This is a genomic window from Brevibacterium sp. LAARM2_SD2 (assembly GCF_057364785.1).
In genome coordinates, this window is record NZ_JBNFOM010000008.1 from 125762 (window position 1) to 144789 (window position 19028).

Annotated in this window: 18 protein-coding genes and 2 pseudogenes; 5 read left to right on the forward strand and 15 right to left on the reverse strand. The window is 69.3% G+C overall.

From position 1 onward, the window contains the following. Positions 1–565: 565 nt before the first annotated feature. From AC2W7K_RS07275 to AC2W7K_RS07300, 6 genes are all read right to left on the reverse strand, one after another. Positions 566–1213 carry an HAD family hydrolase gene (locus tag AC2W7K_RS07275; RefSeq protein WP_486005930.1) on the reverse strand — a complete coding sequence of 216 codons (648 nt, stop codon included), beginning with the start codon at positions 1211–1213 and terminating at the stop codon, positions 566–568. Positions 1214–1428: 215 nt separating this feature from the next. Further along, on the reverse strand, positions 1429–2193 hold the full coding sequence (locus AC2W7K_RS07280) for a M50 family metallopeptidase (protein WP_198500144.1): 765 nt from the start codon (positions 2191–2193) through the stop codon (positions 1429–1431). Between the two features lie 7 nt (positions 2194–2200). Continuing rightward, on the reverse strand, positions 2201–3448 hold the full coding sequence (locus AC2W7K_RS07285; RefSeq protein WP_486005931.1) for an ABC transporter ATP-binding protein: 1248 nt from the start codon (positions 3446–3448) through the stop codon (positions 2201–2203). Positions 3449–3493: 45 nt separating this feature from the next. After that, positions 3494–4831: an ABC transporter substrate-binding protein gene (locus AC2W7K_RS07290; RefSeq protein WP_198500142.1), complete on the reverse strand. Its 1338-nt coding sequence runs from the start codon at positions 4829–4831 to the stop codon at positions 3494–3496. Positions 4832–4897: 66 nt separating this feature from the next. Next, the gene (locus tag AC2W7K_RS07295; RefSeq protein WP_198500141.1) at positions 4898–5893 is read right to left on the reverse strand and encodes a carbohydrate ABC transporter permease; all 996 of its coding nucleotides are present in this window, start codon (positions 5891–5893) and stop codon (positions 4898–4900) included. Next, a complete protein-coding gene (locus AC2W7K_RS07300; RefSeq protein ID WP_198500140.1) occupies positions 5890–6804 on the reverse strand; it encodes a carbohydrate ABC transporter permease in 915 nt (304 codons plus the stop codon). The genes AC2W7K_RS07295 and AC2W7K_RS07300 overlap by 4 nt, the downstream gene beginning before the upstream one ends. 407 nt (positions 6805–7211) lie before the next feature. Here AC2W7K_RS07300 and AC2W7K_RS07305 point away from each other — a divergent pair. Together AC2W7K_RS07305 and AC2W7K_RS07310 are read left to right on the forward strand one after the other, a co-directional pair. Then, positions 7212–8056: pseudogene (locus tag AC2W7K_RS07305) on the forward strand (PhzF family phenazine biosynthesis protein). A 10-nt stretch (positions 8057–8066) separates the two neighbouring features. Beyond that, on the forward strand, positions 8067–8999 hold the full coding sequence (locus AC2W7K_RS07310; protein WP_198500138.1) for a methyltransferase: 933 nt from the start codon (positions 8067–8069) through the stop codon (positions 8997–8999). Between the two features lie 54 nt (positions 9000–9053). Here the strand turns inward: AC2W7K_RS07310 and AC2W7K_RS07315 are convergent, their stop codons facing one another. Next, entirely contained in the window at positions 9054–9425 is a 372-nt protein-coding gene (locus AC2W7K_RS07315) for a VOC family protein (protein ID WP_198500137.1), read from the reverse strand. A gap of 107 nt (positions 9426–9532) precedes the next feature. Here AC2W7K_RS07315 and AC2W7K_RS07320 point away from each other — a divergent pair, with 107 nt between their 5' ends. Beyond that, positions 9533–10009, forward strand: a complete 477-nt coding sequence (locus AC2W7K_RS07320; protein ID WP_198500136.1) for a MarR family winged helix-turn-helix transcriptional regulator — start codon at positions 9533–9535, stop codon at positions 10007–10009. On the opposite strand, the gene AC2W7K_RS07325 is transcribed toward AC2W7K_RS07320, so the two are convergent. Further along, entirely contained in the window at positions 9994–10488 is a 495-nt protein-coding gene (locus tag AC2W7K_RS07325; RefSeq protein ID WP_232623790.1) for a VanZ family protein, read from the reverse strand. The genes AC2W7K_RS07320 and AC2W7K_RS07325 overlap by 16 nt on opposite strands. Positions 10489–10579: 91 nt before the next feature. Further along, positions 10580–11137, reverse strand: a complete 558-nt coding sequence (locus tag AC2W7K_RS07330; protein ID WP_232623789.1) for a TetR/AcrR family transcriptional regulator — start codon at positions 11135–11137, stop codon at positions 10580–10582. 85 nt (positions 11138–11222) lie between these two features. On the opposite strand from AC2W7K_RS07330, the gene AC2W7K_RS07335 reads away from it, so the two are divergent. Further along, positions 11223–11675, forward strand: coding sequence for an anthrone oxygenase family protein (locus tag AC2W7K_RS07335; RefSeq protein ID WP_198500135.1), 453 nt, complete (start codon positions 11223–11225; stop codon positions 11673–11675). Between the two features lie 27 nt (positions 11676–11702). Here AC2W7K_RS07335 and AC2W7K_RS07340 read toward each other — a convergent pair whose 3' ends face one another. From AC2W7K_RS07340 to AC2W7K_RS07365, 6 genes and pseudogenes are all read right to left on the reverse strand, one after another. Continuing rightward, a complete protein-coding gene (locus AC2W7K_RS07340; protein WP_198500134.1) occupies positions 11703–12788 on the reverse strand; it encodes an NAD(P)-dependent alcohol dehydrogenase in 1086 nt (361 codons plus the stop codon). 102 nt (positions 12789–12890) lie between these two features. Next, a pseudogene (locus AC2W7K_RS07345) lies at positions 12891–14695 on the reverse strand (bifunctional 3'-5' exonuclease/DNA polymerase). A 60-nt stretch (positions 14696–14755) separates the two neighbouring features. After that, a complete protein-coding gene (locus tag AC2W7K_RS07350) occupies positions 14756–15775 on the reverse strand; it encodes a PQQ-binding-like beta-propeller repeat protein (protein WP_486005932.1) in 1020 nt (339 codons plus the stop codon). 73 nt (positions 15776–15848) lie between these two features. Further along, positions 15849–15986, reverse strand: coding sequence for a hypothetical protein (locus AC2W7K_RS07355; protein ID WP_486005933.1), 138 nt, complete (start codon positions 15984–15986; stop codon positions 15849–15851). Between the two features lie 105 nt (positions 15987–16091). Continuing rightward, entirely contained in the window at positions 16092–16616 is a 525-nt protein-coding gene (locus AC2W7K_RS07360; RefSeq protein WP_198500132.1) for an anthrone oxygenase family protein, read from the reverse strand. Then, on the reverse strand, positions 16613–17509 hold the full coding sequence (locus AC2W7K_RS07365) for an NmrA family NAD(P)-binding protein (protein WP_198500131.1): 897 nt from the start codon (positions 17507–17509) through the stop codon (positions 16613–16615). The genes AC2W7K_RS07360 and AC2W7K_RS07365 overlap by 4 nt, the downstream gene beginning before the upstream one ends. A gap of 200 nt (positions 17510–17709) precedes the next feature. Here AC2W7K_RS07365 and AC2W7K_RS07370 point away from each other — a divergent pair, with 200 nt between their 5' ends. Next, positions 17710–18792, forward strand: coding sequence for an AraC family transcriptional regulator (locus AC2W7K_RS07370; RefSeq protein ID WP_232623788.1), 1083 nt, complete (start codon positions 17710–17712; stop codon positions 18790–18792). The last annotated feature ends 236 nt before the right edge of the window (positions 18793–19028 follow it).

Sequence of the window (19028 nt, forward strand, 5' to 3'; positions counted from 1 at the left end):
TGCTCAGCGATTTTCGGGAGCGGTCGCCGGGCGGAAACGCGATATCCGAGTGCACCTCGGATAGTCAGACCGGGCATACGGCGCCCCCGCTTCTTCCGTCCAGCCTCGACGGGCACCGGGGTCCTGCGACGTGCATTGCGAGTGGAACCGGACTGGTTCCCGCTATTCGGAGCGCTGGGAGCATCAGGTAGAACGAACCCGCCGAGCGAATCCAGTCCGTCGCGAATACGGGGCGCTGGTCGAGTCCGCGTCACCACGAGAACCCAGCCCGGTCCGCCCTCGGCACGTGACTGCGAGTCGCCGCCGCGATCTGCTTTTCAAGGGAATCGGTGAGTACCCGGACGGCACTCCGCGCACCCGCTCGGCACTCCGAACGTCGAACTCACGGGCACCTCAAACCGCCGTCGACGCACGTGACCGCACGTCGAGACGCATGCTCAGCGTCTCAAAAGCCCGGACCGCTACTCAGCGTCTCAGACATCCCGTCTCGGACTCAGCGCCCGAGACTCCTCTGCTTGGTTCCGGCCGCCTCACACCTCGCGGGTCAGCAGCCCGGGCAGCTCGGTCATCGAGTCGAACGTGGCGTCGGCGCGACGGCGAGCAGGGCTTCGGGCCGCTGATGGACGGGTGAGGGAGGGCAGAAGCCGAAGACGAACGATCCGGCAGCCCGCCCCGCGATGACGCCGGTGGGCGAGTCCTCGATGACGGCCGCCTCGGCGGGATCGACGCCCAGCGCATCCGCAGCGGCGAGATAGACGTCGGGGGCCGGTTTCGACTTGGGGAGCTCCATGCCGGAGAAGATCCGGCCCTCGAAGACGTCGTAGAGGCCGATCTTCTTCAGCTGCAGCTCGATCTTCGGGCGATCGGCGCTCGACGCGCACGCGAGCCTGCCCGGATACGCCGGCACGATCGTCCGCACAGCCTCGACGACTCCGGGAATGGCCTGCAGGGAGGCCTCGAGCTCGACATTGCGCCGCCGCCGGAAATCGGTGAGCCACGCGTCGTCGATGCGGAATCCCGTGTGCGCCTCAATGACGTCGGCCTCGTCGCGCAGCATCTTGCCGACGAACCGCGCGACCGCCTCCTCCTTCGACAGGTTCCAGCCCAGTTCGGCGAGCATGCCGCGCAGCACCCCGTTCGTGATGCTCTCGGAATCGACGAGGACGCCGTCACAGTCGAACAGCACGGCAGCGAATTTCGGGCTCAGATCCATAGGGTCGATTCTGTCATCCGCCGAGGCCGATTCCGTCATTTGTCGCGCGCTCACCCGGCCTCCCGCGCTCACCTGGCTTCGAAGTCGCGTCGATGTCCTCGCCGAGGCGGCCGACCCGAATCCCACAGCACCCACCGTCGCGGTGGTCCCGGACGCCCCGAACCGTCGCGGTGATCCCGAGCATCCGCAGCGTCACGTCGGTGGCGCGACCCCGTTCACGTCAGCCCTGCGACCCCGCCGGACTCTGCGAACGCCGAGTAGAGCAGCAGCCCGGACCCGAGCGCGCACCCGACGATGACGAGACCGAAGAGCGTCAGCCATCCCCCTGCGGGCACGGACGAGCCGCGGCTGAGGATGTAGGCGTCGGACTGCTGGACGTTGCGGCGGCGCGTGTGGACGCGGATGACCTTGACGAGGTCCTTGAGCGAGCCGAGGGCGAGCGCGACGCCGAGGCCCGCGACGAAGACCGCGATCCACTCGAGCGGGAGGAAGACGACGAGCAGCTGCGCGGCGATCGCCGTGCACACGGCGATGACGACACCCGCGACGTTGCGGATGAAGATGAGGGAGATGAGGAGGACGAGGGCTCCCAGCGACAGTGCCAGCGGTGCCCAGCCGTAGATCGCCGAGGTGATGAGGACGAGTCCGAGGACCGCGGGCGCCGGGTATCCCCAGAAGCCGGACCAGGTGGCCGAGAATCCGACCCGACCGAAGGAGTTCATCTGCCCCGAATGGTCGAAGTTGAGCGAGATCCCGCGCACCACTCGGCCGGTCATGAGCGCGGCGAACGCGTGCCCGAGCTCGTGGACGAACGTGACGAAGAGTCCGAAGAACCGCCAGATCGCCGGCGTCATCGTGATGACGAGCGGGATGCCGAGGATGATGAGCAGCTGCGTCGGACCGAGGTCGAGACCGTCACCGCGCCCGAATCCCGAGGTGATCGCCTCCCACCACGTCGACACGCCCTGCTGCAGGTCCATCGTCACCTCACTCGCCCGTTGCGCAGTCCGCGCGCCGTCGTGGCGCGCGCCTGCCCCGCACCCGCGCCGTTCCCGGCCGGGCCTGAGCGCTCAAGTCTAGGAAGTGACCCTGAGTGGCACGCTCAGACGATCGCCAGCTGGGACTCGGGATCGAAGAGGCGGGCCGCGCGGGATCCGCTGCCACCCACATCCGCTCGCCGATCCGCGGCACCGCTCCCTTGGGAAGTCGAACGACGAAGGGCCTGTCGCCGAGGTTGCCCACCGTCCCCGACGACGTGGCCTCTTCGGCCGGTGACGATCCCGTTCCCGCGGTGCCGGTCAGTGCCCCGTAGACGTAGGTGTCCGAACCGAGCTCCTCGACGAGATCGACCTCGAGTTCGAACGCCCCCTCCCCCGCCGCGGCGGGACGGAGGTCCTCCGAGCGGATGCCGAGGACCACCTCGGCGCCCGTCGCGGGAAGGCCCCTGTCGATGGGCACAGCCGCGCCGCCGACGCTGACCGCGGACTCACCGCGGCGAGCGGGGAGGAGATTCATCGTCGGTGAGCCGATGAAGCTCGCGACGAAGAGCGAGGCGGGGTGGTCGTAGAGTTCGCGCGGGGTGCCCACCTGCTCGATGCGTCCGGCGTTCATGACGACGACGCGGTCGCCCATCGTCATCGCCTCGGTCTGATCGTGGGTGACATAGACGGTGGTCACGGCGAGTTTGCGCTGCAGGGCTGCGATCTGTGCGCGGGTCTGCACCCGCAGCTTCGCGTCGAGGTTCGACAACGGCTCGTCCATGAGGAACACCTGGGGCTGTCGCACCAGGGCTCGGCCCATCGCGACCCGCTGCCGCTGCCCGCCGGAGAGTTCGCGCGGCTTCCGGTCGAGCAGCCCGTCGAGTTCGAGCATCGCGGCCGCCGTCTCGATCTGCCGGCGTCGCTGCGCCTTCGGCATCCCCGAGTTCTTCAGCGAGAACTCGAGGTTGCCCGCCACGCTCATATGCGGATAGAGCGCATACGACTGGAACACCATGGCAACGTCGCGGTCCTTCGCCCCGATGTGGGTGACGTCGGCGCCGCCGAAGGAGATCCGGCCCTCGGTGGGGTGCTCGAGTCCCGCGAGCATCCGCAGCGTCGTCGACTTCCCGCAGCCGGACGGTCCGACGAGGACGAGGAACTCCCCGTCGGCGATGTCCAGGTCGAACCCGGAGACCGCCGGCGCGTCGGCTCCGGGATAGCGGAGACTGACAGCGGTGAGCGCGACATTGACCATGGTGTTCTCATTCCTGAAAAGAGGTGTGCCTGACGAGGGGTGCGGTCACTTCAGCTTCTCCGGGACGTCATTGTCGTAGAGGCTCTGCATCTCGTCCTGCGCGGACTGCAGCTGCTCGGTGACGTCGACGTTCGAGGTGAGGATCGTCTGCAGCGACTTCGCGATGGTCAGGTCCCCACCGGGCAGGAGCACGCGACCGGGATCCTGGGTGCGGGTCTTCGCGAGCTGTTCGACGGCGACCTGGAACTGCGGAGTCGTCTCGTACACCGCGCCCATGTCCGCGTCGGTGCGCACCGGCAGGTACCCGGTGCCCTCGGAGAACAGCGCCGTGTTCGCGCTGTTCGTCAGGTAGTCGAGGAACATCGCCGAGGCGAGCTGCTCCTCCGGCGACGACTTCGCCGAGATCGCGACTCCGGCTCCGCCGGTGGGCACCACGGCCTCCGTCTCCGCAGGTCCGCCCGGAAGGAAGCCGACGCCGACTTCGAAGTCCGCGGTGTCGAGGATGCCCTTGAGCGACCCGGTCGATGCGAGGATCTGGCTCGTGGCACCGGCGGCGAAGTCGTCCTCCGGCGTTCCGCTCGAGACGGTCGCCCAGCCGTCCTGCGTCGAATCCTGAGCGAACTGCACGGCTTCGACCGTCTCGGGACTCGTCATCGCCGACATGTCCCACTCACTGCTCCAGCCTCCGCCGTAGCCCCACACCAGGTTGCCGAGGATCCAGGCCGGGTAGGAGTCCTCCTTGGGGTAGGCGAGCGCGGAGTTCGCGACTTCGGCCTCCTGCAGCTGCTCGGAGTTCGCCTTGACCTCGTCCCACGTCGCCGGTGCCCTGTCCTCGAGGCCGGCCTCCGCGTACTGATCCTTGTTGTAGTAGAAGATCGGAGTCGACCGGGCGTAGGGCACCGCGTAGTGGGCGTCGTCGTAGAGGTAGTCGTCGTAGAGGGTCTCCTGGTACGTCGAGGTGTCGGCACCCGCTGCCTCGAGAGCCTGATCGACCGGCAGCAGCGAGTCGTTCGCGAAGTTCGTGAACCATGTCGCGTCGGAGACGACGACCATGTCGCCGACGTCATCGGAGGTCTGCGCGGTCTGGAACCTCTGCGACACCTCTTCGTAGTTCGCGCCGGCGGTGACGAGTTGGACCTCGATGCCCGACTCCTCGGTGAAGCCGGCGATGATCTCCTCCTCGATCTCCATCGACCCGCCGGGATGGTTGGACCAGAACGTGATCGATTCCGCCGGTTCGACACCGGTGAAGTCGACGTCGGCACCGGCGGCGGAGTCGGATCCGACGCTCGGTCCGCAGGCGCTCATCCCGAGCGCGGCAAGTCCGAGGACGGCTGTGGACAGGGTGAGGCGGGGGCTGAAGCGGGGGCTGAAGCGGGGCATTGGCTCTCCTTGGTCTCTTCTCTGGGTGGGTGACGGGTGGGAGGTCGGATTCGGGGTTCGGACGGTCTACTTCACGGCACCCTGAGTGAGGCCGGAGACGATGTGGCGCTGCAGCGCGGCGAAGACGATGAGGACGGGAACGATGACGAGGACCGCGCCGGCCATGAGGTACCCGTAGCTGCCTGTCTGCCCCTCGACCGACTGGAGGAGGTTGAGACCGACGGGCAGCGTCATGTTCTCCGGGGTGTCAGTGATGACGAGCGGCCACATGAAGGAGTTCCATTCGGTCACGATCGTCACCAGCGCCACCGTCGCGATGGCCGGCGCGGAGACCGGAACGACGATGCGCCACAGTCGCTTCCAGTGCCCGGCACCGTCGAGCTCGGCGGCCTCGAGCATGTCGACGGGCAGGGTCTTGAACTGCTGACGCAGCAGGAACGTGCCGAAGGCCGTGCCGAGTCCCGGCAGCAGGATCCCCCACAGCGTGTCCCGTCCCCCGAGGGCGGAGATCGTCAGGTAGTTCGGCAGAAGTGCGACCTCGGGCGGGACCATGAGGGCGACGAGGATGCCGAGGAAGATGACGTTCTTGAACCGCACCCGGATGAAGACGAGAGCGTAGGCCGAGGTGATCGCCAGGACCACCTTGATCACCGACCCGACCGTGGTGACGATGACGCTGTTGAGGAGGATCCGCCCGAGCGGCACCCGGTCGGCGACGGCCTCGTAGTTGCCGAGCGTCGGTTCCTGCGGCAGCAGCGTGGGCGTCAGCGTGATGATCTCACCCGGGGGCTTGAACGAGGCGATGACCATCCATGCCAGGGGCAGCACGATGAGCGCGATGGCGATGAGCAGCGGCAGATAGCCGGTGAGGATCGTGTCGGCCAGATTCCGGGGGGCGAAGGCCTGACCCCATGTCGCGCGGTCCCGCGTCCGCGGGGGCAGATCCTGTCGGCTCGCCGAGGTGGTCGCCCCGGTTCCGGAGGAACCGCTGCCCGACGCCGCTCCACCGTCGCGGACAGGCGTCTCCGGTCCCGCCTCGGCGACGGTCTTCTGCGTCCTCATGAGTAGTGCACCTTCCGTTCGACGTAGCGCATCTGCACCGCCGTGATGACGAAGAGGGCGGCGAAGAGGACGACGGAGATCGCGGCGGAGTACCCGGCGCGCTGGTAGACGCCGAATCCCTGCAGGAAGAGCTCGAAGACGATCGTGTTCGTGCCGTTGCCGTTGGGTGTCATGATGCGCAGGATGTCGAAGGCCTGCATCGACGACAGGATCGTGGTGATGACGAGGAAGAACGTCGTCGGCCCCAGCAGGGGGAGGCTGATCGAGACGAACCTGCGGAGAGGACCGGCATGGTCGATCGCCGCCGCCTCGAGAAGGTCCTTGGGCAGCGACTGCAGCCCGGCCAGATACACGACGGCGCAGTAGCCGAGGTTCTTCCACACGTAGACGACGATGACCATGAGCAGGGCGAGGTCCGGGTCGAGGTACCACTCCGGGGAGTTCCGGCCGAAGAAGGCGAAGACGTGGGAGAGGAGACCGAGCTGCGGGTCGAAGATGAAGTTCCAGACCATGCCGACGCCGACCCCGGAGAGCACGTACGGGGAGAACACAGCCGTCCGGGCGACCGTCCGGCCGGGGATCTGCTTGTTGAGCACGAGGGCGAGCGCAAGACCGAGGGCCATCGAGATCACCACCGTCGAGACCGTGAAGATCAGGGTGACCCGCCACATGTCGAGGCCGGTCGGCGAGGTGAAGAGGGTGACGTAGTTGCCGAATCCGATGAAATCGGCGCTGTTCGATCCGAGTCGCCAGTCGAGCAGGGAGTAGTAGACGTTCGAGGCGAGCGGATAGTAGATGAACGCGAGGATGAGGAGGATGTTCGGACCGATGAATGCCGCGAAGATCGCCCATTCGCGGAGTCCGCGTGTGCGCTGTTCACGCTGCGCCGAGCTCGTCCGCGTCAGGCTCATCGGCATCCTCCGTCATGGTCGGGGGTCATCGGGCAACCGGACCAGTGTCGCGAGGTTGAATGAACCCCGGGCATGATCTGCTTGAACGCTGAGATGCTGGTCGGTGAATGGGCCGGGAGCGTCCGCAGACGGCTCGTGACCAGACCTCGCGCGGCCCGGCTGACCTGCGGTGACGCCGCCACATGGACGGAGGTCGACGCCGCGGTGAACGTGTTGCCCGTGAGTTCATCTCTGCCTTCCAGGCATCGCTGCCCGGCGCCCCAGCCCGGCAGTCCGTCCGCGACAATCCTCCCTGTCGCTTAAGATCGAAGGGAGGGGAAGTTCGCCGAGGCGGCCCCCACTGTCCGGGAACCCTGAGCTTCCGTGACTACGATGGTCACAGGCCCAGCACACGGTAAGGAGTCTCCATGCCCCGCGAGCGCGCGTTCGCCCAGGTCGATGTCTTCTCGAGCGTTCCCTATCGCGGCAATCCCGTCGCCGTCGTCCTCGACGCCGAAGGCCTGAGCGACGACGAGATGGCGCAGATCGCGAACTGGACGAACCTCTCGGAGACGACATTCGTCCTCCCGCCCACCGACGACCGCGCCGACTACCGCCTGCGCATCTTCACGAGGACCCGCGAGCTGCCCTTCGCGGGACATCCGACGCTCGGTTCCGCGGCGGCGTGGTTGCACGCGGGCGGCCGGCCCCGGCGCGCGGACCGTCTCGTCCAGGAGTGCGGGGTCGGTCTCGTCGAGCTGCGCCGCGGCACCGCCGCAGATCAGCTCGCCTTCGCCGCCCCGGATCTCCTTCGGTCCGGTCCCCTCGACGAATCGTTCGTGTCCGACATCGCCGCCGCCCTCGGCATCGATCGCAGCGAGATCCTCGACACGCGTGGGTCGACAACGGTCCGGGCTGGGCCGCGGTCCGCCTCGCCTCCGCAGACCAGGTGCTCGCGCTCACCCCCGACTTCTCGGCGATCCCCGACACGAAGCTCGGCGTCGTCGGCGCTCACCCCCACGGGTCCGATCACGAGTACGAGGTCCGCGCATTCGTCCCCGGGGTCGGGATGGCCGAGGATCCCGTGACCGGCAGCCTCAATGCCTCCGTCGCCCAATGGCTGATGGACTCCGGCCTCGTCCCGGATGCCTACACCGCGACACAGGGCACGGCGATCGGCCGTGCCGGCGTCATCTCGATCACCCGGGACGGCGATGCCGTCTGGGTGGGCGGCCCGACGACCGTGTGCTTCACCGGCACCGCGAACGCGTGAGGGCAGGACGATGACGAACGCACTCCGCCCGACCGATCTGCCGGTCACCGCGGTCCACGGTCGCGTCTACTTCGGACTCCAGGCCCTCCTCGGCGCCGCATGGTGGGCAGGCGTCTTCACGGTGCCCGGCGTGCGCACCGCGACCCTCGGACCGCTCGACCCCATCGTCGTCGCCGTCTTCGACATCCCCCTCTTCGTCCTCGCCTCGGCGGCCGTCGCCTTCGGAGTCCGCCTGGCGGTGTGGGTCGTCGTGCCGTGGACGATCCTCGTCGCCCTCGGCATGGCCGTCTACGCGACCGTGACCACGCAGGCCGGACTCGGCGCGGTCGCCATGATCGCGGCCGCCGTCGCCGGCGTCGTCGCCGGGTCTCTCGTCGTTTACGGACGCGTGCCGAGCGAGCGCCTCCTCGTCGGGCCGTTCGCCTTCCGCAGCTCCCGGACCGACGGTGAGAACGCACTTCTCATGCGCACGTTCGCCCAGCTCGTGTGCTTCTGGGGCGTCTTCCTCGTCATCCTCCCGTGGATCATCAAGTCCCTCGAGGAGCGGTGGCAGCTCGACGTGAAGTTCCCCTTCCTCGTCGTCCTCGCCGGTTTCGCGCTCCTCGTCCTCGCGAGTGCGCTCGGCATCTGGTCGGCGGTGACGATGGCGCGCTACGGCGGGGGCACCCCGCTGCCCTCGGCGATGCCCAACCGCCTCGTCGACGACGGCCCGTACCGCTTCGTCCGCAATCCCATGGCCGTCGCCGGGGTCGTCCAGGGCGTGGCGATCGGCATGTTCATCGAATCGTGGCTCGTCATCGTCTACGCGATCGCCGGGTCCCTGCTGTGGAATTGGATGATCCGCCCCCATGAGGAGGCGGATCTGCGGCAGCGCTTCGGTGCCGACTTCGACGACTACAGCGCCGAGGTGGCCTGCTGGGTCCCCGGACGCCGTTCCCGCTGACCTCGCCCGTCCCGCTGACCTTGCTCAGGCGGCCAGATCGCCGAGGCGGCCAGGTCACACCCCCGCTTCGTGCACGGTGACCGCGTAGCCGTCCGGATCGCTGAAGGTGAACGTCAGACCGAACGGGCTCTGGGACGGCGGTCGCAGGATCTCCACCCCCGCCTCGGCGAGTGCGTCATGGAGCTCCGCGGTGCCCACACAGCTCAGCCACAGCGCCACCCCGGTCCCCGGCCGCTCGACGGCGTCGAGATCGACACCGGGCAGCGGTTCGCGGACGGCGAGGGGGATCGGCTCAGTCGCGAAGACGACGGCGCCGGGAGGACTGGCCGGCGCTCGGGTCAACCCGAGCCGCGTCTCGTAGAAGTCGGCGGCGTCCTCGACATCGCGCACCTGCAGGGCGACGAAATCCACTCCGTTGACGATCATGACTGCTTCCTTCCCTCATGCTCCGACGCTGCCCTCGTCACCGCGAACTCATCGGAACTTTCATATGTCAGGTTTCTGACATTCCCACCGTATGTCAGAATATTGACATGAGTCAAGAGAGTCCTCGCCTCGAATCGCTGATCGGGTATCAGCTCAAGCACGTGCAGTCTCTGCTGAAGTCGCGGATGGACGAAGTCCTCCGACCGCTCGGCCTCTCGACGCCGCAGTACGCGTGCCTCGAGCTGCTCGAGCGCAGCCCTGGCGCATCGAATTCGGAGCTCGCCCGCGGCGCGTTCGTCACCCGGCAGGCGATGAACACGCTGCTGCGCGGCCTGCAGGATCGCGACCTCGTCACCCGACCCGACACCGTCGAGTCGGGGCGAGCCCGGCCGACGACGCTGACTGCCGACGGGCAGACCCTGCTCGCTCAGGCGTCGAGACTGGTCGAGGGGATCGAGGAGCGCATGGTCGCCGGCCTCGACCAGGCGGGGCGGAAGCGCCTCGGCGCGGCACTCGACACCTGCATCGATGCCCTCGAGGGACCGGCAGACCCCTCACAGAAGCCGCCTCACCGCACGACGTAGTCGACGGGCTCCTTCTCGGTGCGCGGGGGCCAGATGAGCATGACCAGCAGCGCGAGAGCGGCTCCGAGGCCGGCGCCGAGCGTGTTCGTCACAAGGTCGCTGACGGTGCCGAACCGCGTGGGTGAGAGCAGGGTGAGCTGGGTGCCTTCGATGAGGCACGTGAAGACGAGACCCGCGACCCAGCCGATCCACCAGCGCCGCGGGCCGAGCTGCAGGGCGAGGAGGAAGCCGAACGGGACGAAGAGTCCGACGTTGGCGAGCTTCTCGAGCGTCACGTAGTCGATCCAAGCCGTCGACTCGTGGGAGGCGAGGAAGGCGAGGAGACGCGCGATGAACGAGTCGGGGCCCGTGTCGAGCTGCTGCGGGGTGAGCGTGACGAGCGCGATGAACGCGGTGTAGAGGATGAGCAGACCGAGCGGCACCGTGCGCAGGCGCTGCCGGTATCCGCTCATCGTCTGCCGCCCGTCAACTGTCATCATTGTCATCTGTCATCACTGTCATCCGTCATCACCGTCAACGATAGCGATCTCGCCGAGGCGGGACTCCCAGCCGTCTCGCCGACGCCCAGCCTCACGGGAACCGTGCGGTCAGCTCCCCGATGCGCCGAGTGCGGTCCTCGATCTTCATCCGCCCGGCCGCCTCGAGCAGGCTCATGCCGTGGAGCGCACTCCAGAACACCTCGGCGGCAGTGTCGTCGCCGATCACCTCGGCGAGCACGGTGAAGGCGCCGCGCAGCTCCGGTTCGTTGCCCTCCTCGGCGAAGCGCGCACCGATCGGCTGCGCGAACATGGCCTCGTAGACGGCAGGGTGGTCCCCAGCGAAGTCGAGGTAGGCCCCGGCAAGCGCGTCGACGGCCGAGGCGTCCGCTGCCTGCTCGACCGCGGCAGCGCACCGCAGTCGCAGCTCGACGAATCCCTCGAGAGCGACCGCGCGCATGATCTCCGTCTTGCCGCCGCGGAAATGGCCGTAGAGCACCGGCTGCGAATAGCCGATCGCCTCGGCGAGACGACGCGTCGTCACCGCCGCCCACCCCTCGGCCTCCGCGCGGTCACGGGCGGCGACGAGAATCGCCGCGCGGCGCGCGGACGTCCGCGTCTCCGCCTGTTCCGCCTTCGACGACTTCGCCACCACGACTCCCTTCTTGCGCTCTCGCCCGACCCGCCCTATTCTAGCAGTGCTAGATATTCTAGCGCCGCTAGATGAAGGACTCATCATGGAACCGTTCACTGCCGTCGTCGCAATCGTCGTCATCGGCCTGCTCGTCGGGATCGAGGCGGCCGTCGCCTTCGCGCTCCATCCGGTGCTCCTCCGCCTGCCGGCCGGACCTGCGATCGCCGGCCGCGCCGATGGGGCGCGCCTGCTCGGACGGACGATGCCGATTCTCTACATCGGCTCGCTCGTCGTCACGGTCGTGCTCTCCGTGCTCCTGTGGGGACGGCCCGAAGCCGCCCTGCTCGGCGTCGCGGCAGCGCTGCTCGTCGTCAGCGTCGTCATGTCCACCGCCCTCCTCGTGCCGATCAACAACCGAACGAAGGCGTGGACGGCCGAGGACCACCCGGACGACTGGCGCGTGCAGATGCGGCGGTGGGACCGCCTTCACGTCGTCCGCGTCGCCGTCATCGTCGCCGCATTCGCCCTCGTGGCGACCGCGGCGACGATGCTCTGACGCGGCCGACCTCAGGAAGGCACAGCCTCAGTTCGAAGACACAGCCTCGGCGGCGCTGAGCGAGGCGATGTCGATGACGGCGCGGAAGTAGACCTCACCGGCGACGACGCGGTCGTAGGTCGAGTCCGCCTCGGCGATGTCGATCGTCTTGATCTGCGCGGCGATGCCGTGCTCGGCGCAGAAGTCGAGCATCTCCTGGGTCTCGGCGATGCCGCCGATGTTCGACCCGGCGAGCACCTTGCCGCCGCCGATGAGCGATCCGAAGGAGAGCTCCTGCTTGGTCGGCGGCAGTCCGACGACGGCCATGACACCGCGTGGTGCGAGCAGACGCAGGTACCGATCGACGGGGATGTCGGCGCTGATCGTGTTGAGGATGAGGTCGAACTCGCCGCGGTGCTCGGAGAAGAAGTCCTCGTCGGTCGTCGCGAGCATCCGCTGCGCCCCGAGGTCGATGGCGAGCTGCTCCTTCTTGCGGCTGCGGGAGAGCACGGTGACCTCGGCGCCCATAGCCGCCGCGATCTGGACGCCCATGTGCCCGAGACCGCCGAGCCCGAGGACGGCGACCTTCTTCGGCGCCCCGGCCTTCTTCTCTCCCGCGCCCCAGCGGTTGAGCGGCGCGTAGGTCGTGATGCCGGCGCAGAGCAGCGGGGCGGCCACGTCGAAGTCGAGGCCGTCGGGGATGCGGAGGACGAAGCGCTCGTTGACGACGACCTTCTCCGCATACCCGCCCTGGGTGATGGTGCCGTCGACGTCGGTCGAGTTGTACGTGCCGACGTTGCCGCGCAGGCAGTTCTGCTCCTGGTCGGCGAGGCATTCGACGCATTCGCCGCACGAGTCGACGAGGCAGCCGACCCCCACGCGGTCGCCGACCTTCCAGTCGGTGACGTCGGCGCCGACGGCGGAGACGACTCCGGCGATCTCGTGGCCGACGACGAGTGGGAAGTCGACCTCGCCCCATTCGTTGCGGACGGTGTGGATGTCGCTGTGGCAGATGCCGGCGGCTCGGATGTCGATGACGACGTCGTCGGGACGCGGGTCGCGGCGCTCGATCTCCGCGACGCGGAAGGGCTCCGCGGGCCCGGTCTTCTGCAGTGCCTTGACGGTGATTGCCATGGGTGACCTCCGGTGTGTGCAACGGCGTGGTGCTGATCTGGGGACACCCTACATCGTGCCCCTGACGTGACGATGACCGGCGCCCGGACACCAGGCGCCTTGTCACTTCGCGGCGGCGCGCTCTCCGATCGTCAGGTCGAGCGGGAAGTCGACGGGAGCGTCGCCGAAGAGCAGTCGTCCCGCCGAGGCGGCCGCCTCCCTGATCGCCTCGGCCGCAGCGTCGGCCTGCGCTGCCGGGGCGTGGACGATGACCTCGTCGTGGAGGAAGAAGACGAGGTGGGCGCGCCCGGCGAACACCGGTCCGGAGGCGTCGGCCCGTCCCTCGTCGAGCTCCGGGAGGCGCGCGAGGCGCAGACGCAGATCGGCGAGCCACGCGAGCGCCCATTCCGCGGCGGTGCCCTGCACGACGAAGTTGCGGGTGAAGCGCCCCAGTCCCCTGCGGCTCGCCTCGCCCGGTTCTCATCGGCCGGGGTCGCATCGAACGCATTCGCCTGCGCCTGCACCTGCCGCCAGCCGTCACTCGGCGCCGGGGACGACCGTCCCAGCCAGGTGGTGACGATCCCGCCGCTCAGTCCCGCCTCGGCGGCGGTGTCGACGAGGCGCATCGCCGCAGGGAAGGAGGTGCGCAGGCGGGGGACGAGCCGGCCGGCCTCCCCCGTCGTCGATCCGTACATCGCCCCGAGGACGGCGATCTTCGCCTCCTGCCGGGTCGCGACGATCCCCTCGTCGACGAGTCCGGAGTAGAGGTCGCGGCCGCGCCCGGCCTCGGCCATCGCCCGGTCGCCGGACATCGCGGCGAGCGCCCGGGGCTCGAGCTGGGAGACGTCGGCGGAGATGAGGGTCCACCCGTCGTCGGCGCGCAGGGCCGGGCGCAGCTGCCGGGGGATCTGCAGCGCCCCACCGCCGCTGGCCGCCCAGCGACCGGTGACGACGCCGCCGGGCACGTAGACGGGTCGGTACCGGCCCTCGCTCACCCATTCGGCGAGCCAGTGCCAGCCGTTGGCCGAGAGCAGCCGGCCCATCCTCTTGTAGCGCAGCAGCGGTTCGATCGCCGGGTGGTCGGATTCGGCGAGCTCCCACTTCGACGTCGAGGACACGTTGATCCCGGCGTTGCGCAGGGAGGCGAGCAGGCGGGTCGGGGAATCGAGGTTCGCGCGGGGATCGTCGAGGGCGGCCCGGACCTCCTCGGCGACGGCGAGCATCTTCGCCGGCTTCGCGCCCGCAGCCGGCTTCTCGCCGAGGAGGTCCGTGAGGATCCGCTCATGCTCGGTGACGTCCCACGGCACTCCGGCCGCGTGCATCTCCGCGGCGACGAGGCCACCGGCCGATTCCGCGGCGAGCAGGAGGCGCAGGCGTCCCGGGTCGGTCGCCGTCGTCAGCGCCGCCTGCTGCCGGGCGAATTCGGCGAGGGCGGCGTCGATGTCATGGGGCACCTCCTTCGGGCGGCCACGGCCGCCGGCGACGTCGAAGAGGGTCTCCGCCTGCCCGACGGCGGGGGCGGTGACGGGTCCCGCATCCCACTCCTCGGCGGCCCGCAGCGCCGTGGGCTCGGTGACGAGTTCTGAGCGGACGAGGATCGCATGAGCGAGCCTGAGGTCGTGGGCGCGGTCGATGCGCACCCCGGCCGCGAGCAGCGCCGGGGACCACTTGGGGGTGTCGCTGAGCACCCACCTCGGTGCGGGGGCGGGGCGCGCGCCAGAGGCACCGGGCGATCGGGCACTGCGCTCACGGGCACGGACGAGGTCGGGAACGGCCGCCTCGGCGAGGTCGGTTCGGGCGATCTCCGCCCCGGACGCGTCGAGATCGACGACGGTGACCGTGCCGTCGTCGCCCGGACCCGCCTGTTCGTTCCGGCGCGCGGCACCGATGACGGACCACGCGATCGACGGCGCGGTCTCACTCGGCATGGGTCAACCCTACTGCGCGCCGCTGACACGGGGATCGCGCACCGCCTCGGCGAGAGCTGACTAGACCTCGCCGGGGAGGAGCACCGAGGTCCCCGATTCTCCCCGGATGACGATGAGCCCCGATTCGATCCGCAGCTCCGAGAACCCCAGCGGCCAGGACGCGACCTGTTCGCCGGCGTCGTCGATGAGGACGAGTCCGTCGGGAGTGCCGGGGAAGAGGAGCAGCGAGCCGTCGGCGCTCACACCCTGGAGAATGATGAGGCTGTCGGGCAGCTCGGCGATCTCACCGGAGCGCGTGAAGATGCGACGTTGGGCGTCCTCGGTGAGCGCGGGGGTCCCCGTCGCATCGACGCCGACGACGGTTCCGGCCTGCCGGTGGTCGGACAGGGGGAACGTCACGCCCTCACGGGGCTGCGGGACGAAGGTGTACTGCGAGACGCCCGTCGTGCGGTCGACCTCGCGACCGTCGAGGTCGACGAAGGCGTACTCGGGGTCGGTCTCCTGGATCTTCTCCACATATCCGTCGCTGGCCCACGTGATCCAGTCGGGCCGGGTGACGGCGGTCGACAGCCTCACCTCGCCGGATTCGAGGTCGAGAACGGTGATCCGCTTGCCCCGCTGGTTCGTCACCCCGAGGAGATCGTCGGCGAGGACGGTCACCTCGGAGCCGGCGGCGACGGGACTGCGCCACACCTCGCTCCCCTTCTTCTCGCCTGTGCCCATGTCGAGTCCGACGAGGTCCTCGACGCCCGTCCGGACGACGACACGGGTGCCGGCCCAGGCCACCGGCTGAGCGCTCGCGACCTCGGGTCCCAACCCCATGGCCTGCCGCTCGGTTCCCGTGGCCGGATCGACGAGGCTCCAGGCGCGCATCCCCGATTGCCACCGGCTCCCGACGACGACCGTCGCCGCGGACGCGGCAGGGACCGACGAGTCCGGGTCCCCGGGCAGCAGTGCGCCCTGCCCGCAGGTCGCATCGTCGATCTCCCAGAGGAGCTGACCGCCGCGTAGCTGTCTGCCCATCACTGTCGAGTCCCCGCCGACCCCGCGCTCGACCTCGATCGCCATGTCGTCGGTCACCGCGCACACCTCGTTCGCCGTCGCGTACTGCGCGTCAAACCCGGCCGCGTACGCATCAGTGAGCCACGCGCCCTCACCCCCCCTGCGGACTCAGCTGCACCTGCGCCTCAGGCGGCAGGTCCGAATCGTCCGACGACGAGGCTGTGCAGGCGGTCAGTGTCAGACCGAGCACGGCGGCGAGCGCGATTGCGGCGGAACGGATCGAGGTCATGAAAGCGAATCTATGCCCGGTCGCGGCCCGAGGGGTGTTCATCCTGTTCCGGTTCGGCAACAGCCGGGTCGGGAGCTGGGGCCCTGCATCCGGGGCTGGGGCGCGTCATCCGAGGGCGAGCGCGGCTGCGAGCGCGAAAACCGACAGCGTCGACGTCAGCGTGCGCGCGAGGTTCGCGCGGTTCCACCGGGTCTCGAACGTCACGCGGGCCGCCTGCTGCTGTCCGAATGTGTCGATTGGCGCACGGTCGAGACCCTGGTTGAGTGGAACACTGACGGCGGCGGTGATGAGGAAGGAGACCACCGAGGCGGCCGCCCCGATCCACAGCAGCGCCGTTCCCACCGGGTCGGAGGCGATTCCGAGCCCTCCCGGTTCGACCTTGATCCTCAGCGTGCCCGTCACGGCAGCGGCCACCGCGGTGAGCGGGGCGCCGACGAAGACGACGAGGAATGTCGGGCGGAGGATCACTGAGTTGATCGCACGGAATCCGCGGACGAACTCTCCGTCGTCGAGTCTCCGATAGGCGGGTGAGACCGCGCAGACGAACGCGAAGAACAGCCCGGCGAGCAGTCCGTTCGTCAGCGTCGCCGCCACGAGGAGTCCGGTGATCATGAGGACACCGGTGATCATGACGGCGCGCCCGCGTCGGAAGCGTGCCCGACGAGTCCCGCGATCGTCTCCTCGACCGTCGTCGTCACCGTGATGCTCCGGTCGCCCCGCGGGGCGAGGAGACCCGCGGCATCGGCACGGTAGAGCTCGGCAAGACTGTCGGCGACGTGGGGAGCGAACCCGACCGCGGTGAGCGCGGGCGCCCACGCTGCCTCGGGGACGATCTCGACGGTGAGCGCGCGACCGAGGGCACGACCGAGCACCTCGGCGACGTCCCGTTCGGACCGGGAAGGCCCGATGATGTCGACGGCCTCGCTCGACGGCGGCGGGGCGAGCAGCGCGCGGGCGGCGACCGCGCCGAGGTCACGGGTCGCGACCATCGGCACGGGCGCCTCGGCGGTGGGCGCGAACACCGGGTAGGTGCCGGTCTCCCGGGCGAGGTCGATGACGTCGGAGACCTTCTCCTGGAAGTGGCCGGACCGGAGGGCCGTCAGCGTCGTCCCCGTCTCGCCCAGTGCCCGTTCGAGACGGTGGAGTCCGGTGATCGGGCCGGTGCCCGCGGCGAGGTCGGCGCCACCGGAGGAGAGCATGACGACGTGGGGAACGCCCGCCTCGGCGACGGCTCCGGCGATCGCGTCGCTGAGCAGCTCGGCATGGGCGTTGAGGTCGGCGGCGCCGAGGTCGAACGGCAGCAGAGCGAAGAACCCTGCGGCCCCGGTCAGGGCGGCGGTCAGCCCTGCGCGGTCGGTGAGGTCGACCGTCGCGGTCTCGGCTCCGGCCTGACGCCACGGTGCGGTGTCGGCCTCCCGGCGGACGAGGACGCGGACCTCGGCGCCGACGTCGGCGTCGGCGTCGAGGAGAGTGTGGGCGGTGGCGGATCCGACGTGTCCGGTGGCTCCTGCGATGACGAACATGGTGGACTCCTTCTCTACTGCTTCTCTACTACGGTGGCTGATCTGTTGGAGTGGCTGAACTGTCTGCCTCTCCGACGCTACGGACGTCGTCTCGGACACTCCATGCCCGAACGGCCGCACTTCTTGCTCGATCGTCCGAACGAGTCGGTTGATCGAATCGAGCCCTGGTCGCCGCGGGCGGGCTGTGACACGATGCCGTCATGATGAGCGCACCGGAGGGCGCCGCTCCCGCGATGCGGGCAGCGAGGGCGTCGGCTCCCGAAACACCGGCACCGCGGAGGCGACCGGCGGCCGGTCGGGCCGTTGAGGCGCCCGGCGGGGAGGATCGGCTCGCCCGGGTGCTCGGCACCCTGCGGATGCGCTCGACGTTCTGCTCCCACTCCGAGTTCGGTGACCCGTGGTCGCTCGAGATGCCCGCGATCGCCGACTCCGTGAGCTTCCACGTCCTCGTCGCCGGGTCGTGCTGGCTGCGCCTGCCCGGGGAGGACGCCGTCGAGCTCGCCGCCGGTGACCTCGCGCTCGTCCCGCACGGGCGCGGTCACGATCTCCTCAGCGATCCCGCGGCCCCGCGCGGACCGCGCGTCGATCTCCTGCCGCAGGAGTACCTCGGCGAGAGCTACTCCGTCCTCCGGTACGGGGGCGCGGGCCCGACGACGCGGCTGATCTGCGGGATCGTCGGTTTCGATGATCCGGCCGCCCGGCAGCTCGTCCGCAGCCTGCCGGCAATCCTGCGGGTCAGCGGGGATGAGGCGGGCGTCGCCTCCTCGGTGCGCGACACCCTCCGGCTCATCGCCGCCGAGCTCGCGCATCCGCAGCCGGGAGCGGAGACCGTGGCGACGCGGTTGGCCGATGTCCTCGTCGTCCAGGCGATCCGGTCGTGGATGAACTCCGACGCCGAGGCGGGCGCCGGGTGGCTGCGCTCCCTGCGGGATGAGCGCATCGGCCGGGTCATCGAGGCGATCCATGACGGTCCCGGTGAGGAGTGGACGCTCGAGCGCCTCGCACGGGTCGCGGGGATGTCGCGGTCCTCGTTCAGCGCCCGGTTCACCGACCTCGTCGGCGAGGCCCCGATCGCCTACCTCACGCGGTGGCGGATGGCCATCGCCCAGTCGCGGCTGCGGGACACCGAGGTCACGGCGGCGACGCTCGCGGGCGAGCTCGGCTACCGCTCGGAGGCCGCGTTCAACCGCGCGTTCACCCGAATCGTCGGGTCGACCCCCGGCGCGGTGCGACGACAGGGGTCGCAGGGAGCGGCGGAGCGCGACGTCGAACCGCTGTCATGAGTGCACGCCAGGTTTGCGCCGGTTGAGTGGTGGCCAATTGAAGCTGAGATGGCCAGTACCGGACCTGGCCATCTCAGCTTCGACTGGCGCACGCGCTCGCGGGACGGGTGATGCGGGGTTATAGGCCAAAAAGTGTGTCCGTGATCGTCCCGGATCCCAGCCACACCAAGGACAATCACCTGATTGCTTAGCTCTGATCGCTTAGCATTCGTAGGGTGCTTGCAATCGACCGAAAT

Coding starts and splice junctions, on each gene's coding strand:
- AC2W7K_RS07320 (WP_198500136.1), top strand. CDS start 9,533: ATGAGTCAAGAGAGTCCTCGCCTCGAATCGCTGATCGGGTATCAGCTC.
- AC2W7K_RS07290 (WP_198500142.1), bottom strand. CDS start 4,831: ATGCCCCGCTTCAGCCCCCGCTTCAGCCCCCGCCTCACCCTGTCCACA.
- AC2W7K_RS07315 (WP_198500137.1), bottom strand. CDS start 9,425: ATGATCGTCAACGGAGTGGATTTCGTCGCCCTGCAGGTGCGCGATGTC.
- AC2W7K_RS07360 (WP_198500132.1), bottom strand. CDS start 16,616: ATGATCACCGGTGTCCTCATGATCACCGGACTCCTCGTGGCGGCGACG.
- AC2W7K_RS07295 (WP_198500141.1), bottom strand. CDS start 5,893: ATGAGGACGCAGAAGACCGTCGCCGAGGCGGGACCGGAGACGCCTGTC.
- AC2W7K_RS07285 (WP_486005931.1), bottom strand. CDS start 3,448: ATGGTCAATGTCGCGCTCACCGCTGTCAGTCTCCGCTATCCCGGAGCC.
- AC2W7K_RS07325 (WP_232623790.1), bottom strand. CDS start 10,488: ATGATGACAGTTGACGGGCGGCAGACGATGAGCGGATACCGGCAGCGC.
- AC2W7K_RS07340 (WP_198500134.1), bottom strand. CDS start 12,788: ATGGCAATCACCGTCAAGGCACTGCAGAAGACCGGGCCCGCGGAGCCC.
- AC2W7K_RS07365 (WP_198500131.1), bottom strand. CDS start 17,509: ATGTTCGTCATCGCAGGAGCCACCGGACACGTCGGATCCGCCACCGCC.
- AC2W7K_RS07280 (WP_198500144.1), bottom strand. CDS start 2,193: ATGGACCTGCAGCAGGGCGTGTCGACGTGGTGGGAGGCGATCACCTCG.
- AC2W7K_RS07370 (WP_232623788.1), top strand. CDS start 17,710: ATGATGAGCGCACCGGAGGGCGCCGCTCCCGCGATGCGGGCAGCGAGG.
- AC2W7K_RS07355 (WP_486005933.1), bottom strand. CDS start 15,986: ATGACCTCGATCCGTTCCGCCGCAATCGCGCTCGCCGCCGTGCTCGGT.
- AC2W7K_RS07335 (WP_198500135.1), top strand. CDS start 11,223: ATGGAACCGTTCACTGCCGTCGTCGCAATCGTCGTCATCGGCCTGCTC.
- AC2W7K_RS07300 (WP_198500140.1), bottom strand. CDS start 6,804: ATGAGCCTGACGCGGACGAGCTCGGCGCAGCGTGAACAGCGCACACGC.
- AC2W7K_RS07310 (WP_198500138.1), top strand. CDS start 8,067: ATGACGAACGCACTCCGCCCGACCGATCTGCCGGTCACCGCGGTCCAC.
- AC2W7K_RS07275 (WP_486005930.1), bottom strand. CDS start 1,213: ATGGATCTGAGCCCGAAATTCGCTGCCGTGCTGTTCGACTGTGACGGC.